Here is a 14,354-nt window from a genome sequence, read left to right on the forward strand (position 1 = left end):
GTCGCTTTTGGGCGGTTTTAAGCCTCAGTTTTTGTCCCTGCTGCTAAGGTGTTTACATGCTTGGCCAAGGTTTCTTTCACCTCCTGGCGTACCCGTAGAAAGTTCTCCTGCACCGTGCGCGAAAGGGCGCTGGCCGGGACCTCACCGGGGCCGCCGAAACTCACCATCGGGTGCAGGGGGAACTTCTCTTCTGTGGCATCGGCCCGGGAGATTACACCCTGGAAAAAGGTGCGTTCGGTTTCCACAGTCTGGCCGACAAACTCGCCCTGTTGCAGGCCGATGGCGTCCTGCACTCGCACCAGACTGCGCTCTTGGTAGCTGGTGCTCAGGTTGGTGGAGTTGTTGCGCCGACTGGAACTCACCTGGCTCGTGCCGACGCTCGTGCTTACTATTTTCTTTTCCTCCCGGCCTACCAGCTCGGAAATAAACTTGGCCGTTTCCAGCGAGTTCACCTTGCCGAAAAACTGGTTGTTGAGGTTACTCACCATCACCTGCATCTTCTCCTTGCCGTAGGCGTCCGTCATCTGGCTCAGGTCCTGGGTCATGTACACCATCGCCACCTTGTTGCTGCGGGCCGTGGCCGGAATCACCTCCAGACCCGGCACGTAGAGCGTGGCAGCCTCATCGAGGAACACGTAGCTACGGTGCTTATTCTGCTGGTTCATCAGCTTGAGCGCCACCGTAATCACGCAGCTGACCACCGGCGAAAACGTATCCTTCAGCGTCGGGTCGTTGCCGATGCACAGCAGCTTGGGATGTTGCTTATCGTTCAGGTCGAGCGAAAAGCCCTCGCCGTTTGCCTCGTCCGGGGTCAGCACCCACACCACCTCGGGGCTGTTAATCTTGGTCAGGTTCACCTGCAGAGTGCCCAGCACCGCGCCCACCTGCTTGTCAGCGCGGGTCTGCACCGCTGAGATAAGGCTCCGGGCCTGGTCGCCGCACTCTAAATCGGTTTCCAGCATGCTCAGGACGTGGGTGTAGTCCTTGTACATGGCCGTGGCCACGACGTGCGGAATAGTGCAGTACTGCGGGTAGTGCTTCTTGTAAAACCAGATGATGCCGGTCAGGTAGGCCACTGAGCTGGTGTCGAAGAATTCCATTTTGCGAATGCTCGACGGGTTCAGGTTGTTGATGATGGCCTTGCTGTACTCCTCGGCGAAGGCTACCACCGGCATATCCGCCGGCCGCAGCGGGTTCACCCGCTCACTGCGGGTCAGGTCCCGGAAGTTGATGATGTGCAGCTGCACGGGCGGCTCCGCCGCCGGTTGGGGCGCGGGCTTGGTGAGTAGGGTCGTCAGTCGGGCCTGCAGCTGGCCCTGGAAGCTGGCCGCGTAGCTGGCGGCCTGCTGCTGCTCGCGCTCCTTGCGGCGCTCGGCCAGTACCAGGGCTTTCTGCATCGCCTCGGCCAGCACCGGAAACTTGAAGTCGTACACTAACCCGGCGAAGTTCTTGTAGGCAAACTGCTCAATCAGCGGCTCCCCTATCGAGTAAGTCTTGCCCGCGCCCGCCCCGCCCAGCACCAGGGTGCCCCGGTACGGGTTGGCAACGGTAATCCAGCCCCCATCCGCCGTGGGGAAGTAAACGGCATCCGGACTTTCCACTTTCCGGCGCTCAGTGCTCAGCCCAAAGGCCGGCTTTTTAGTCGTTGCCCACAATAGGCCTACCAATCCCCCACTGCCCAGCACGGCCACGGCCGCTCCCGGATAGCCAAACTCGATAAAGCCCGGCGAGTAGTGGTGCATGTTCAGCAGCACGTAGCCAGCTACCAGGAATAAGGCCCCGCACAGGCCCGCCACGACGCGCAGGGCCTGCCGGTTAATGAAGTTGCGCCTGGCCTGCCCGGACTTTGCCTGAGGGGCTTTCTGCACGAATACGAGCACCAGCCCGGCCAGCAGCAGCAGCGCCCGCAGGTACACCCCGGCCGGGCCGTAGAACCGGGCGGCTTTTACCAGCAGCTTGCCCCCCATACTGCTGCCGGCTTTTGCCAGCGCGTCGGTCCCGCCTTTGGTTTTGGTAAGCGCTTGGTCGGTGGAGTGCGTTATGGCCACCGCACCGCTGGCCGCCCCCTCCCCTATCACCGGGCGGGCGGCAGCTTCGGCCTTGGCAAGGCGGGCCTGGCGCTGCCGCTCGGCAATGCGCGCCGTGGTAGCCGCCAGTCGCTCCCTGGGCGTCAGGCTGTCCACGGGTACCCCTGCCGCTTGGATGAACTGCACCCGGCGGGCCTCGGCAATCTCGGGGCCGTGCAGAAGCACATAGTAGTCGCCGCCGATGATGGCCAGCAGCAGCAGAACAATGATGAGGCCCGCGCCTTGGGTGCCGGCCACCGGCCGGGGTGCTTGACTGGTCATAGGTTGAAAGTTGATTTGGTTGGGTAGGATGATGGCGAAGGGCAGAGCAGGCACGCTACATTTCAATGTCCAGCTCGGCGCTGTTGCGGCCCCTTTTCTCGCTGAGGTGTTCGGTCTTATCCTCGCGGCCGGTGCTGGAGCGCACCGCCTGCTGCACCGCGTGGAGCATGGTACTGGCCGCGTGCTGCGGCTCCGGCCGCTCGCGGCCCGTGCTCAGCAGGTGGTAGGCGTTATCAATGGGCTGACCCAACTGCGCCCGCCGCTCAACGGTGGCCAGGGAGCGGTAAAACGTTTTGTCGTACTCGCGGCCCTGGGCAATCTGCTGGACCCGCTGCGGGTCCAGCCGCTCCTCCTTCATCACACGCAGGTTGAGGGCGGCCACCCGCTCCCCAATCCTGGCTTCCCGGCCGGCATCCCGGCTAACATCTCGCTGCTTGGGCCGGAGTTTTTCGTGGGCCTGGGCCGTGTAGCCGAACTGCTTTTCAAACTGTCGGCCGGCCGCCGCCTGCCACTTCATCAGGTCGAAGCGGCTGCGGCGTCCGCCGGGGTTGAGCGTGATTTGCTGCTGCGCGTCGCGGGCACTCACGATGACGTGGATGTGCGTCTGCAGGCCCGGACGCTGCCCTCCTATCTTGGCCTTGCCAGCGCTCACCTCCGGGTCGGTGCCCCGGTAGCTGCGCTGCTGGTGAAGCGTAGCTCCCCACACCAGGTCCTGGCTGCCTAACTTTCGCCCATCCTTCAGCTGGAAGTTGCCGGCGTACTGCGCCATCACCTGCCGGGTGTAGTCCTTCAGCTTGGCCTCGTCGTTGCCGATGTGCGTCAACTCTGCCTCGCTGGGACTAATCACCAGGGAGTAGAATTTGGCCTCGCCGGCGCGGAGTCCCTTGACGTTGGAATCGATGCTCTGCACCAGTTCGGCCGCGCTGAGGTCATCGCGGCCAGCCCCGAAAAACGTGGCTTTCTCCCCGTCCCGCCCTGCTTCCTGCTTCAGGTAATTGAGCGTTTGCGCGCTGCTTCCGCTGTTGCTATAGGCTGCTTTTCCGTGAGTCGCGGGGTTGATTAACTTGATATACATAGGTGGCTCCGCGCTTAGTTCGTGGCCACTTTTACCGCCTTATCTCCGGCCTTTAGCCTACTTGCGTCCGCGTGTTGAGCGGCAGCTACCGCCTCTTTCGCCTGCCGCTCGATCATGTCTTCGTTCTGCGCCCTCAGCTGCTTTAGGCCCTCCCGCTGCTCACTTAGCTGTGCCTCGCTAAGGCCGCTCAACTGCTGCGTCAGGTTGTTGACCAGAATTTCATTCATGCGCAGCACCCGCTCCAGCGTTACCCGGCTGCGTAGCATTTCCTCCAGCATCGGTAGTAGCAAACTACGCTCCTGCTCTTGCAGATATCCGAACACCCGGTCTCCGAGCTTCTTCACCTGCTGCATAATCAGTTGGCCTTCGCGGGCCACGTCCTCTACGGGGTGCAACCCTCGCTCCGCGAAGTAGCGTACGGCTGCCCCGGTGTAATCAGCCTGGCTTATCTGCAACCGCTTAGCTTCTTTGCTCAGCAGAAAATGAGTGTCCGCAGGGACATTGACGCTCTTCGTGGCGGGGTTAGTTGGCATAGGTAGAATCAAGCTCCTGCCAGCCCTCTTTAGGTTATTTTAAACCTATAAATCAGCGTGTTATCTTATCAAACCTACATATTTCAGCTTTGCTGAAATACAAGTATCACACTTACAGATGCTTAGCAGTCTGTGTGTGATGCTCTTCTTGCTAAGACTATCTACACTACATCCAAGAGAGCTTTCAGAATTATTTGAGAACTATTTAAGAACTCCGAGTACGTGTAGTGTGGGGCATTGGGTTAGCCTTTATCCGCTGCTACTCCGGCCTGACAATACCTATTGCCCTTTCCCAACGTGACTCCTGGCCTTCCCACCTCTAGAACCGCCTCCCAGCTACTCAGCGTGTCTGAACTCTCTGTATTCACTATGCTTTCCCTCTTCCCTGCATTCAGAGAAGCATTTTTTACATAAACTTACTACTTTACGACATTACTACTTTACGACTTATCAAGCCGCAACCCTACTGAAAGAAAAATCAGCATTAAAGCCGTCACCCAATAGCGTCTTGCTACTTTACGACATTACTACTTTACTACTTTAGCCCTTATAATTCATTCGCATTGTTTACTACTTTACGACAAAGCAACTTTACTACTTATAAACATAAGCACCACACCACTTACTACTTTACAACTTTACTACATGAATACTTTACGACAAAGCAATTTTACTACTTGTTGTGAACGCTACATTACAACTTATTGCTATTACTACTTAGCAACTTTACAACTACACAACTTTACAACAAAGCCACTTTACTACTTTGCGACATTTTCGATTACATTTGCCTGACCCTGGCCTGACCACCTGGGGTATTAGCACTAGCTTACCTTAACCAGTAACCCCATGTCAAAAGTCATCAGCTTTGCCACCCAGAAGGGGGGCTCGGGCAAATCTACCCTGGCTCTTGTCCTCGCGGCCCCCTTGGCTATCGAGTACGGATTGAAAATCGCAATCCTGGATTGTGACTACCAGCAGAGCATCGTGAAAACCCGCAAGCAGCTGGACGAGCCAAGCCTAGCCATCCTGCGCGAATCGGACCCGGCGGCGGATTATCCCTACGATGTATTTCCCATGTCGCTCAAGAGCATCTTTGACTTCATCGACAATCCGGAAAACGACTACGACCTCATCATCATCGACATTCCCGGCCGGGCCGACGGGGAGGACGTTTTCAACGCTCTCACGGGCTGCGACGCGGTAATAGTGCCGCTGGTATCGGATTACCTGGACCGAGCCTCCACGGCCGAGTTTATGGGCATTCTCGAAGCACTGAAAAAAGCTGCTGACAAGGCTGAGGTGGATTTTCAGTATTTCGGCCTCGCCACGAAGCGCATTGGCGGCCGGCGGGAAGAAAAGGAGATGGACGACTACATTGACGAGCTGGGCCTCTCGCGCTTCCAGTCCTATCTGAGCCACCGCATGGTATACAGCCGCGCCTCCACGCTCCACAGCCTGCTGACCCCAGCGTACCGCAACTACGCCGGGGGTACCAAAGACAGCTCGGAGGAAATCCGGCGCGTGTGCGACGAGCTGATAGAAAAGCTAGACCTGCCGCGGCACGCATCCGAAGCAGCCGTTGAGCTGGAAGAAACGACCGATACCACCCCAACCGAAACCAAGTAATGGCTAAGTCTCCTTTTGTAAAAGCGAAAATTGAAGGCCCCCGGAAGCGCATTCCGGTTGACGAGACCTTACGCGCCGAAGCCCGCGCCGGAATGGGAGGGGAGCAAACCCGCCTGGAAGCCGAAGGCAAGGTAGCCGCCCCGGCTACGGCTGCCCCCGCAGAAGCAGCAGTGCCCCCCGTGCCGGCCGCACCTGAGCCTACGCCGGCCCCCGTGCCGGTGGCTACTCAACAGCCAGCCCCGGAGCCCGGGCCAGTTGTTGAGCAGCCGGTTGCGGCGGCTCCCACCGCGCCTTACGTACCTACCGCCCCGGTTGAGCGCCGCCCTCGCGGCCGTAAGCCGGCAGCAGTGGGCACTGAGCCAACGGGTGAGTTGAAAGGGGTGAGGATTGCAGAGTCTGTGTGGTCGGAGATTCGCAAGATTATCGTTCAGCTTCCCAAAGGGCCGGATATGCCGACGAACATCATTGGCTACCTGCACGCGGCCCACCGGCACTACGAGGCGCACCTGCGCAAGCAGGGCAAGCTCCCCGGGGTCAATTAGCGTAATTTGAAGGTCTGGTTAAGGATGATTGGCCGGTTTGGTCGCCGGCATCTCGTTTATCCTTTCAATTCAGCGCATCGGCTTCCGAAGCGCTAGGCAAGGGCAGCTCCTAACCGAGCTGCCCTTACTGTTTGGGGCAGTGGGGAAAAGAAATAGTAAGAGTAGGGCAAAACAATACTATCAGGGCAGCAGTGGCCCACGGTATCATCGCTACTGCATCCGAATGGTTATGCGGGCCTCATTCCAATCCCGGAAAGCCGTCATAAGTCGGTCAGCCACGATGGCCAGCCGTTCGGGAGCCGGTAGGGAGGCGCTGTCGGCCAGCGGCAGAATCCAGATGTGGGAGCTGCCACAGCCTATCTGGTAGCCGGGGCCCATCAATTCCCGCACGGACGGGGCGAGGCTACGCAAATCCGCCTGGTGCGCGTGGCTCTGAACGTACTGACGAAGCTTTACCAGCCGGATTTTTTCAGCTTTGTCGCGCGGCTTCTGCTCAATGGCCAGGTACGTTTCCTGCGCGGGAAAACCCGTGGCATTTGGGTAAGATTGAGATGGCTGATTCATGAAAGCAGGGTTAGGATGATACAGGCAGCTGAGCAAGGCTGGCCTGAAAGGGTAGGGGAGGGGCTACTGTTGATAAAGGAGGTCGGCCGGGGCAACGCTGCGCCACTGCCCGGTTTGCAGGTAGCGAACCTGGAACTGCCCCCGTAGGGTGCGGGCCTGGCTCACGCGGCAGGCCTCCGGCGCTGGCGAGCCCTCGGTGGCAACTGCCCGGTGGTACACCGCCCAGCAATTGTTGGAAAGAGCCTGCTGCACGTCACGGGTAGCGTGCCTAATGGTGGTTAGGGGACTGCTCATGGTAAGGATTAGAGTGCTAGTAAGAACTGTCCGCTGTGCTGCTCGCTGATGCGGCGCAAGCCTTCGCGGGCAATGGGGCGGGTTGCCCGTACCAGCTTCAGGAGCGCTTCGTAGGCGGCTGGCGTATCAATTTCCATCCCCAGACGCTCCGCGACCTCCTCGGCCAGCACCTCGCTGTTGATGCCTTTATTTAGCTGCCGCATCAGGTTCTCCACGTCTGCGATGGCGGCAATCACCCGGTTGCGGTACTCGTTCCAGGTCGGGCTCTGGATGGTAGGGGCTTCACTGGCTTTCATGATAAAGCTAGAGTCAGAGTTAGAGCTAGAGTTAAGGCTAGGGCTAGCAGCTCGTGAGCTGCCAGCCCCGCCCGGCAAACTATGCGAGCTGCAGCCAGCTTAGCTCGGCGGCCATAAACTCGCGGTCGGTGTCGTCGAGCACTGCGGCCGCCTCACTGGCCGCCGGTACGGCGGCTGGGGCCTGCAACTCGCCGGCTTCTTCCTCCGGCTCCGCCGTGGTACCCAGTATCATTTCGGCGGCGCGCTGGGCTTTGCCGGCGGCTTGCACCACGAGCTTCTTGTCATTCTTCAACCGCTCCAGCCAGTTCTGAATGTAGGCCACGGCGTTTTCTTCGGTCTGCTCGGTCGCAATGCCGGCTGCTGCGCTTAGGAAGGAAGCCCCCATTTCAGCGGTCAGCTCCTCGCGGGCGTAGCTGCTGCTTTGCTTACCCTCGCCGGCGGTCAGGTCGGCCCGGTCAAGGCGGCTCTGGTGGCCGGTGCTGTGCGTCAGTTCGTGAAACAAGGTCTGGTAGTAGCCTTCCGACGTGGTGAAGGTTTCCGGCTTAGGCATGTTCACGAAGTCCAGCGAAGGCGAGTAATAGGCGCGCTGGTGCAGGTGTTGAATGGCGGGCTTGCCGTCCCATGCCTCCACGATGCCTTCGGCAACCTCGCTGGGGGTAAATTCCTGCTTGGGGACTTCGGGCAGATTGAACTCGATGCCCTCAATGTCTTCGACCGAAAACACGGTGTAATACTTCAGGAAAGGCATTTTTTCTTCCTTGCCGGTTTCCTTGTTCTCGCGCTTGCTGATGTTGTAGTACACCACCTGATGGCCTTTAGCCCCTTTTTTCACGTTGCCGCCCAGCGCAAGTGCCTGCTTGAAAGTCATGAAAAAGGGCATGGCACCGCTGAAATGCAGCAAAAACAAGTTGATTCCGCTGTACACGCGGCCCGTGGCATAGTTGCGGGGGAGGCCATACACCGCGTTCCACGGCTTGCGCCACGGAATGATACCGCCCTCCAGCGCCGAAATAATCCGGTCCGTCACAATCTGGTACACGTCGGGACGGGTAGTGGCTGCTTTGGTGGCTTTCTTGGCGGCGGGCTTGCTGGTCTTTATCATGGCTAAAGGGCTGTTATTCCGTTTGTTTGTTATACTTATTAAACGGTATTATCGCGCAATTAGTTGCACTTTATACAATTTATTATTGCATAAAGTGCAACTAGCACTTCGATTCTTTTATTGCATACCGACCGGCTTTTTTCCCCACCGCCCCAATCGTTACCCAATCCTGTTTCCTCAGCTTCAGTGTATATTATCTCTTAGCTACGTGTGAGTTGCAATAATGCCTTAATAAGAAATTACCAGCGGCAGCGAAGCAAGAAGCAGTTAGTACGTCGCGTGAGATACTGTGATGAGGAGCAAGAAATTGGGCAAGTTTTTTATCTTTGGTTCACTTGAAGGAGAGCCTTCGGGTTCATCCTGTGTAGCCTCGGCGCGTTTACGTGGCCGGGGCTACTTCTTTTTCGGCCAGATGCGCCGGGTGGTAGTGTGAGTCATAAGGCCGGTCGTTTTTCCAAAGCGAAAAGCAGAGCAGCAGCAGCTTGCGCATGACGGCAATCACGCCCGGCTTGCCACTGGGCTGGCGGGCCCGCAGCCGGGCATAAAAGGCCATCTGCTGCGGGTTATAGCGCAGGCTGCTCACGGCCGGCAGGTACAGCGCCTGGCGCAAATGCACATTGCCTCGTCGGGAGATGCGCGTGGCCTGGGCAGCGAGGCCACTTTGGCGCTGCACCACGTCCAGACCGGCATAGGAGGCCAGTTGGCGCTCGTTCTCGATGAGCACGAAGCCGTTGGTTTCGGCTACCACCACAATAGCCGTGGTCAGGCCGATGCCCGGCACGCTGGTCAGATGGGCTAGTTTGCGGGCCAGCTCCGGCTCGGCTTCGAGTAGCGCGGCCAGGTCCTGGTCCACCGCCTTGAGTTGCTGGGCCACCAGCTGCTGGCGGGCGCTGAGCCGCTCCAGGGTACGGGTGTCGGGCTGGTAACTGTGCGCGTAGGCATGGTGCTGGGTTTTGAGCCGCGCCCCTTGCCGGGTCAGACTTTGCCGCTCCCGCGAGAGGGCCCGCAGCTGACGCAGTGCCGGCGTGGGCGGCTGCCAGGCCGGCAGGGCTCGCTCCAGGCCCAGGCGACAGAGCAGGCGGGCGTCGAGCTGGTCGGTTTTGCTCTTCTGCTCCGTGCTTTGGGCAAAATGTTTGACCTTATTGGGTAGCAACACGCTCAGGGCCTGACCGGTATCTGAGAGAAAATAGGCCAGGTTTTCGTAATACACGCCCGTAGCCTCGACCACAAACCAGAGCGGGGCGGTGGTGGCCTGCTGTTTCGTCGTCCAGGCCAGTAAGGCCGCGAAGCCGGCCGACGTGTTGTCGAAGGTGGCTTCTTTGCCGAAGCGCAACTGCTGGCTTACCTCGATACGGCCGAAACAGGCCACGAACGTGTCTTTGGCAATGTCGAGGCCCACGACATACTTCAGCGGGGCCGTGGGGGAAAGGGCTGCAGGCATACTTGAACGAGAAAAAAAGGACAGAAAAGAACCAGTCAGGTTTTTGCCGCAACTCTCCTTGTCAACATACGGGATGCGCACCGCGCAACGGCCGGGCTCCCTTCATACTGTTCAGTCTTCGGGCGAAAACGGGAAACGGAGCACAGGCTCTAACGCTCAAGGTCAGCGCCGGAACGCCGCATTTAGGGATAGTGTGTGACTCCGTTTCCTTTTCTGGCTACCCTCAAGATAGGGTACTGCAATCATACAAGGGATAGGAAGAGCTTGGTCCGAAGGATCAGTGGCGAATCCGTAGCCTTAAATAGCCCAGTTCACAGGAACACACCCATTTTATCAAAAAGGGCTTAACAAATCTAATAAATGCCACAATTGTCCGTCGCCGTGGCTTTAAAAGACAACCATAAAAAGATATAATTGACAGAAGAAAAAAAATAGGGCCCTGACCATAATTTACTACAAAAAAGCCGCATCGAAATCCGAAGCGGCTTTATTTAAATAGACAAAAAGAATCATTTAGCAGTTCGAATTCGTTATATATCCATAGCAGAAGCATATCTCACAGTAGCTTAATGTTCGAGCGAGAGCAGTGCGTATGCATCACTAACAAAAGTGGTTTTAATCTTGAGGATTGGTAGCTGTGAATGTGGCACATAGCAGCGCACTGTATCAAGTGAGCAGACGTTGACGCGTTACTTAATACTTGATGTCTTTAAGCAGTACTTTGCTTTAATAGATGCAATTCTTTTTTCATCCCTAACTGTTGCGCAGTTAACCATCTTCTCAATCTTGGCTTGCTCGTCTATTCTGTCACTTTGAAGTTGCTGATACGATTGCATACAATACTGTATCTGCTTAACTGCGTAGTCACAATAGGCTTGTTTTCTTTCTTCAACACTAATGCCAGAGTTGACAGGAGCGCCTGCATCCCACTTTTTATATGAGTCAGGTTTGCATGGAGCAGGTCTTGAGTATGGGTTTGATTGTGCAATTGAATCAAAGGTGGCAAGTAATAATGCTATCAAAAGGGCTGAAGGAGCAAGCTTTTTCATGGCCTAATCTTTTGGTAATCTAAGTCGGACAAAACAATTAATTCATAAACAGCTAAGCGCTTAGTATCTCGTTGAGTCCACTACTGTTGCTGTTGCTGCTGCATTTGGCGATACAGGTCCTGTTGTTGCTGTTGTTGTTGCTGTTGTTGCTGTTGTTGGCCTCCTTGGGTAGTTCGAGAAGCTTCAACAGCCTCCTTTATTCCTTCTTCAATTTGTTTAATTTCGGTATCCAAATCATTATGTCGCTTGACTAAATCCGCAGGATATAACTTGGAAAGTTCAACCACCGAGAAAAAAGCAGCTTTCTTAAATGGATTTTTTCCAGCACGTGCAATTTTATCAAAGGTGTAAACAATACGTTTTTCGGCAGTATCAATTGTATCAGACTGACCCAAAAGCATTGATTTCATGTCTTGTTCACCAGTTGGAACCTGATATTTAATAACCACAACTGGAGCAGTATCGCTATTATTTAAACTAACAATATTAACCCGCAATAGCCCGAAGTTGCGGAAGTACCCGGCTTTAACCCAACTATAAAAGTGTTTACCACCAGTTGTGCTGATAAGTGTGCTCTTCGGTAGAGGCTTGCCATCTACATTTGCTTCAGAAACAACAGCGGGTTTTTGGACGATAGTTGTAATGATATAAGCTTCTTTTACCAATTTCTTGTAGTCGCTTTCTTTTATATAAAACCTGCCTTGATTGCCCCAAGTGCTTCCCCAAGAGCTTACTAATCGGATTAAAGGGATACCATTGCCATTGACGTACCCATCACAGAGAACAGCGTGGTAAGAAGTCATCTCCTTAACCGTCTGGGGAGGAGACCACACATATAACCCTTGTTGATTTATTGCTTTGGTGCCGCCTTCAAATAAGCTGCTATTAACGTACATAGCCATAATTACAGGCTTCTGCTCGTTGGCCAACTGATGCTTTACCGCTAAGACATCCCCATAAGGCAACCGCTGATAATCATTAATTCTGTATGCTTTGGCCTCTTTATTAGCTGTATCTAAAACCTTAGTAAAGCAATTACTCGGAGGGGTTGTAGCAAGAGTTGACACTCCATGTTGGGCCACGAAATCTAGGGCATCAGGTATATAGATACCTGATTGACAATCTACTTTCCCGGTTTGTCTCTGCTTTAACGTATTGAAAATGTATGTAGGACTCATGATGCTGGTCAGCACCTCTCGACCATTTTTGACATAATCTTTGCCAAGTGCTCTGCGATTCTCATATGTTCTTGCCAAGGCTACCGCATAAGCAACACAGGCCCCTTGGTCTCCTTGATCCCGCACTTTTGGCAGAAAATTAAGTAAGTCTGCAGATGGTGGCAAGTCCTCCGCAGTGGACACGCTAGATGAATTTATCGGTATGTTGACTAGCCTAGCGTCTGAAGAAACAAGCGCTCCAAATGCATGAGGAGGGACCAAACTTTGTGCCTGCACCAAAGTAGGAAAAAGCAATATGAGTGGTAATATTTTCATATTGGCATATCAAACTACTTTTCTGATACTGCTCCAGTGAATATAAGCCCTGCGGTAAATTGAGAACTATTTTCCGTGGAATTTGAATAAGAAAACATAAATCCTTTACCTACGCCAGCCGGAATAATTAGGGTAGCCTCGAGACTTAGAAGGCTTGACTTCTCTTTACCAAATATCTTATTGTAATCATTTTCATTAAAGAATCCTATATTAGGTTCTAAAGAAAATGTAGTGGGTAATTTCGCAGACTGACCAGGCAAAAAACATATTTCAAATCCGGCCCCTAATCGAAACTGATTCAAATACACTGATTCGGCTGTGCCCGTTTGCTTAAAAGAGTTAAGCTTGTATGTAATTGGAGCATATACAGACCAGAAAACCATATCTGCTGAGCCATCTTTGTTGAATATTTTATGCGGGAACACGCCTATATTAATCCCCTGGTTTGATTGCTGAATCTCCTTTAATTTGGTTGCCTCATCCGCATCTGCCTGATTTTTTAAGCGAGAAAGGTTAGCCATCACAAAAACGCCTCCTTTATCCGAAGATTTACCCAACACTTCGACCAAAGTTCTGCCGGCAGCTTGAAAATTATCAGCAAATTCTCCCCCATTAAGACTGTACCCAGTTTGAACCCCCGCTACCAGCCACGGATTTACAGGGCTCCCTGTAGCCGGAGCTCCCGGTGTTGAAGGGACCATGGCGGGATGGTGCAGACGTCGGAATGATCCACCGCCTTGGGCTATGGACTTGGAAGCAAGGAGAGAGAAAAAGCAGAGGAGGTAGAATGTAGATTTCTTCACAGACAGTAGTGGTTATGTTTGAACCCAAATGCACAGCATTCTTTATGTTATCAGATTTTATTTTTTAAATCTGATAGGAGTCAAAAACTTGTCTTGCAAGCTTCTAAATTATTGGGAGAGGATCCTAGTCAGGCAAGTAACTTTCCTGCTTAAACCCTGTTTTTTCAGTTGGGCATAATCAACACCTTTGAGCCTGTTTACTATTCTCGTTATTGACCTAACGCTCGTATACCACATAATAAATTAAATAACATTTATAATTTATTATGTGGTTTCATTTAATCCTAACTCAAATAATATTAGCATCATTAGACAAATTTCACATTGACAACGACGCTTCTTCCATTACAAAACAATGCGGTATGATGAACCGATTATCTTCATCATGTCTGAGTAAGAAATATAAGAGAATCCTCCTTTCCCCCAATTACTGTAATTGTTCTTAATCAAGAAACTTCCGTTAGCAATTTTATCATTAAAACCAATAATACATACTACATGATTAGTGTTTATATCATCTGGTTTCACATATTCTTCTGGTATCCGCACCAAAGCATTATGGGTTGACCCAAATGCTTTTATTTGATTAATTGATGCTACAACAGGAACTTGTAATTTTAAAAAGTCTTTAATTTTTTCCGTATATTGTAAATCGGTAAGTACATCTCTATCAAGCTCTTCATGTTGTTTTGTGCGATAAGCTTGGGCTTGAGAAATTTGTGCATCTACCTTATTACATGCACAATAATCTTTAAAATACTTATATTCCACTGTTCCTGAGCCTGCTAATACCCTGAGAGCATGGTCGGCAGTAGCTTTTAGCCCGCATTTGCTTCTAATGCGTATTCTCCAAGGCTTTTCCATTTTCATTTTAGATGCCACAAAGCCATAAGAGAAGGCTTTAAAGGAAGAGGAGCTTTCATCAGCATTGTTATTCAAAACATTGTGCATGATGGATAGAGCTGTATAAGCTGTAGCGTACGAAGCGCACGTTGCCCCCCGTTGCCATTCTTTAGTTGGACAGTACTGTCGCAGCGAAACGCTGTCGACTTGCCCTTTAGCACTTATTGAAAGCCCCTGAAGTACTAAGCATACAATGATAGCCTTCAATCCTATGAACTCGATGGTAGCTCTTTTACCCATGTCGCTCAATCTTTAAAATCTGTTTGACAGCCTTCGTCAAAA

Annotated in this window: 14 protein-coding genes; 2 read left to right on the top strand and 12 right to left on the bottom strand. The window is 53.3% G+C overall.

Annotation, left to right across the window (positions count from 1 at the left end; translation table 11 throughout):
• Positions 1 to 17 precede the first annotated feature (17 nt).
• From CHB83_RS21215 to CHB83_RS21225, 3 genes are read right to left on the bottom strand one after another with little or no spacing between them, the layout of a single operon-like run.
• Positions 18 to 2,348: a TraM recognition domain-containing protein gene (locus tag CHB83_RS21215; protein WP_143437231.1), complete on the bottom strand. Its 2,331-nt coding sequence runs from the start codon at positions 2,346 to 2,348 to the stop codon at positions 18 to 20.
• A gap of 55 nt (positions 2,349 to 2,403) precedes the next feature.
• Entirely contained in the window at positions 2,404 to 3,423 is a 1,020-nt protein-coding gene (locus tag CHB83_RS21220) for a DUF5712 family protein (protein WP_089334177.1), read from the bottom strand.
• Between the two features lie 14 nt (positions 3,424 to 3,437).
• Positions 3,438 to 3,956 (bottom strand): BfmA/BtgA family mobilization protein, encoded by a 519-nt coding sequence (locus CHB83_RS21225; RefSeq protein ID WP_089334178.1) that lies wholly within the window; start codon positions 3,954 to 3,956, stop codon positions 3,438 to 3,440.
• 849 nt (positions 3,957 to 4,805) lie between these two features.
• On the opposite strand from CHB83_RS21225, the gene CHB83_RS21230 reads away from it, so the two are divergent.
• Together CHB83_RS21230 and CHB83_RS21235 are read left to right on the top strand one after the other, a co-directional pair.
• On the top strand, positions 4,806 to 5,585 hold the full coding sequence (locus CHB83_RS21230) for a ParA family protein (RefSeq protein WP_089334179.1): 780 nt from the start codon (positions 4,806 to 4,808) through the stop codon (positions 5,583 to 5,585).
• Positions 5,585 to 6,127 carry a hypothetical protein gene (locus tag CHB83_RS21235; RefSeq protein WP_089334180.1) on the top strand — a complete coding sequence of 181 codons (543 nt, stop codon included), beginning with the start codon at positions 5,585 to 5,587 and terminating at the stop codon, positions 6,125 to 6,127. Before CHB83_RS21230 ends, CHB83_RS21235 begins: the two co-directional genes overlap by 1 nt.
• A gap of 210 nt (positions 6,128 to 6,337) precedes the next feature.
• Here CHB83_RS21235 and CHB83_RS21240 read toward each other — a convergent pair whose 3' ends face one another.
• The 9 genes from CHB83_RS21240 to CHB83_RS21275 all read right to left on the bottom strand — a co-directional run bounded on the left by CHB83_RS21240 (position 6,338) and on the right by CHB83_RS21275 (position 14,120).
• The gene (locus CHB83_RS21240) at positions 6,338 to 6,691 is read right to left on the bottom strand and encodes a hypothetical protein (RefSeq protein ID WP_089334181.1); all 354 of its coding nucleotides are present in this window, start codon (positions 6,689 to 6,691) and stop codon (positions 6,338 to 6,340) included.
• Between the two features lie 63 nt (positions 6,692 to 6,754).
• A complete protein-coding gene (locus CHB83_RS21245; RefSeq protein ID WP_089334182.1) occupies positions 6,755 to 6,985 on the bottom strand; it encodes a hypothetical protein in 231 nt (76 codons plus the stop codon).
• Between the two features lie 8 nt (positions 6,986 to 6,993).
• Positions 6,994 to 7,281 carry a hypothetical protein gene (locus CHB83_RS21250; protein ID WP_089334183.1) on the bottom strand — a complete coding sequence of 96 codons (288 nt, stop codon included), beginning with the start codon at positions 7,279 to 7,281 and terminating at the stop codon, positions 6,994 to 6,996.
• Positions 7,282 to 7,360: 79 nt separating this feature from the next.
• Positions 7,361 to 8,383 (bottom strand): ArdC family protein, encoded by a 1,023-nt coding sequence (locus tag CHB83_RS21255; RefSeq protein WP_089334184.1) that lies wholly within the window; start codon positions 8,381 to 8,383, stop codon positions 7,361 to 7,363.
• Between the two features lie 379 nt (positions 8,384 to 8,762).
• Positions 8,763 to 9,824: an IS110 family RNA-guided transposase gene (locus CHB83_RS21260; protein WP_089334185.1), complete on the bottom strand. Its 1,062-nt coding sequence runs from the start codon at positions 9,822 to 9,824 to the stop codon at positions 8,763 to 8,765.
• A 689-nt stretch (positions 9,825 to 10,513) separates the two neighbouring features.
• The gene (locus tag CHB83_RS23650) at positions 10,514 to 10,873 is read right to left on the bottom strand and encodes a hypothetical protein (protein WP_143437232.1); all 360 of its coding nucleotides are present in this window, start codon (positions 10,871 to 10,873) and stop codon (positions 10,514 to 10,516) included.
• An 80-nt stretch (positions 10,874 to 10,953) separates the two neighbouring features.
• Positions 10,954 to 12,366, bottom strand: coding sequence for a C1 family peptidase (locus tag CHB83_RS21265; protein ID WP_089334186.1), 1,413 nt, complete (start codon positions 12,364 to 12,366; stop codon positions 10,954 to 10,956).
• A gap of 14 nt (positions 12,367 to 12,380) precedes the next feature.
• A complete protein-coding gene (locus tag CHB83_RS21270) occupies positions 12,381 to 13,169 on the bottom strand; it encodes a hypothetical protein (protein ID WP_143437233.1) in 789 nt (262 codons plus the stop codon).
• Between the two features lie 345 nt (positions 13,170 to 13,514).
• Entirely contained in the window at positions 13,515 to 14,120 is a 606-nt protein-coding gene (locus CHB83_RS21275; protein WP_089334188.1) for a C1 family peptidase, read from the bottom strand.
• Between the last annotated feature and the right edge of the window lie 234 nt (positions 14,121 to 14,354).

The sequence above is a fragment of the Hymenobacter mucosus genome (assembly GCF_900188255.1).
In the GTDB taxonomy this organism is placed as follows: Bacteria; Bacteroidota; Bacteroidia; order Cytophagales; family Hymenobacteraceae; genus Hymenobacter; species Hymenobacter mucosus.

What these genes read in the sequence shown, in the direction of transcription:
- CHB83_RS21215 (WP_143437231.1), bottom strand. Translation starts at nt 2,348, where the DNA reads ATGACCAGTCAAGCACCCCGGCCGGTGGCCGGCACCCAAGGCGCGGGC.
- CHB83_RS21220 (WP_089334177.1), bottom strand. Translation starts at nt 3,423, where the DNA reads ATGTATATCAAGTTAATCAACCCCGCGACTCACGGAAAAGCAGCCTAT.
- CHB83_RS21225 (WP_089334178.1), bottom strand. Translation starts at nt 3,956, where the DNA reads ATGCCAACTAACCCCGCCACGAAGAGCGTCAATGTCCCTGCGGACACT.
- CHB83_RS21230 (WP_089334179.1), top strand. Translation starts at nt 4,806, where the DNA reads ATGTCAAAAGTCATCAGCTTTGCCACCCAGAAGGGGGGCTCGGGCAAA.
- CHB83_RS21235 (WP_089334180.1), top strand. Translation starts at nt 5,585, where the DNA reads ATGGCTAAGTCTCCTTTTGTAAAAGCGAAAATTGAAGGCCCCCGGAAG.
- CHB83_RS21240 (WP_089334181.1), bottom strand. Translation starts at nt 6,691, where the DNA reads ATGAATCAGCCATCTCAATCTTACCCAAATGCCACGGGTTTTCCCGCG.
- CHB83_RS21245 (WP_089334182.1), bottom strand. Translation starts at nt 6,985, where the DNA reads ATGAGCAGTCCCCTAACCACCATTAGGCACGCTACCCGTGACGTGCAG.
- CHB83_RS21250 (WP_089334183.1), bottom strand. Translation starts at nt 7,281, where the DNA reads ATGAAAGCCAGTGAAGCCCCTACCATCCAGAGCCCGACCTGGAACGAG.
- CHB83_RS21255 (WP_089334184.1), bottom strand. Translation starts at nt 8,383, where the DNA reads ATGATAAAGACCAGCAAGCCCGCCGCCAAGAAAGCCACCAAAGCAGCC.
- CHB83_RS21260 (WP_089334185.1), bottom strand. Translation starts at nt 9,824, where the DNA reads ATGCCTGCAGCCCTTTCCCCCACGGCCCCGCTGAAGTATGTCGTGGGC.
- CHB83_RS23650 (WP_143437232.1), bottom strand. Translation starts at nt 10,873, where the DNA reads ATGAAAAAGCTTGCTCCTTCAGCCCTTTTGATAGCATTATTACTTGCC.
- CHB83_RS21265 (WP_089334186.1), bottom strand. Translation starts at nt 12,366, where the DNA reads ATGAAAATATTACCACTCATATTGCTTTTTCCTACTTTGGTGCAGGCA.
- CHB83_RS21275 (WP_089334188.1), bottom strand. Translation starts at nt 14,120, where the DNA reads ATGCACAATGTTTTGAATAACAATGCTGATGAAAGCTCCTCTTCCTTT.